Below are 337 nucleotides of genomic sequence, written 5' to 3' on the forward strand. Positions count from 1 at the left end.
GCCTGGTCCCCATAGAGGTCGATCTGCACGTGAGGCAGGCACAGCACTTGGTCCGTGGGCAGGGCATCACCGTTCATCGGGGTAACAGGATCTCCGGCAGGGTCGGTGTCGCAGCTAAGGTGCTCATCAACGGCGGAGACGAGTTGGTCCATCGACGTGAAGGTTGGCAGGTCGTCGGTTCCCGCCGCAGCGGTTCCGCTGCATCCTGAGAGCAGTAAGCAGAGAACGCCTGCTCCTGCAAAAGCTTCGAGGACGCGTCGTCGGATCATCGTGTTCTACCCTTCGCGACAGTGCGGCTGGTGATGCTGCGAGCATACGCACACGACTTCAGCTCAAC

At 61.1% G+C, this 337-nt stretch carries 1 protein-coding gene; it reads right to left on the reverse strand.

What is annotated here, in order from left to right:
• On the reverse strand, positions 1–269 hold a 269-nt coding region (locus tag IFT45_RS16820; protein ID WP_206759085.1), incomplete at its 3' end, for a hypothetical protein.
• Positions 270–337: the final 68 nt, after the last annotated feature.

The sequence above is a fragment of the Frigoribacterium sp. CFBP 13707 genome, from assembly GCF_014842245.1.
Taxonomy (GTDB): Bacteria; Actinomycetota; Actinomycetes; order Actinomycetales; family Microbacteriaceae; genus Frigoribacterium; species Frigoribacterium endophyticum.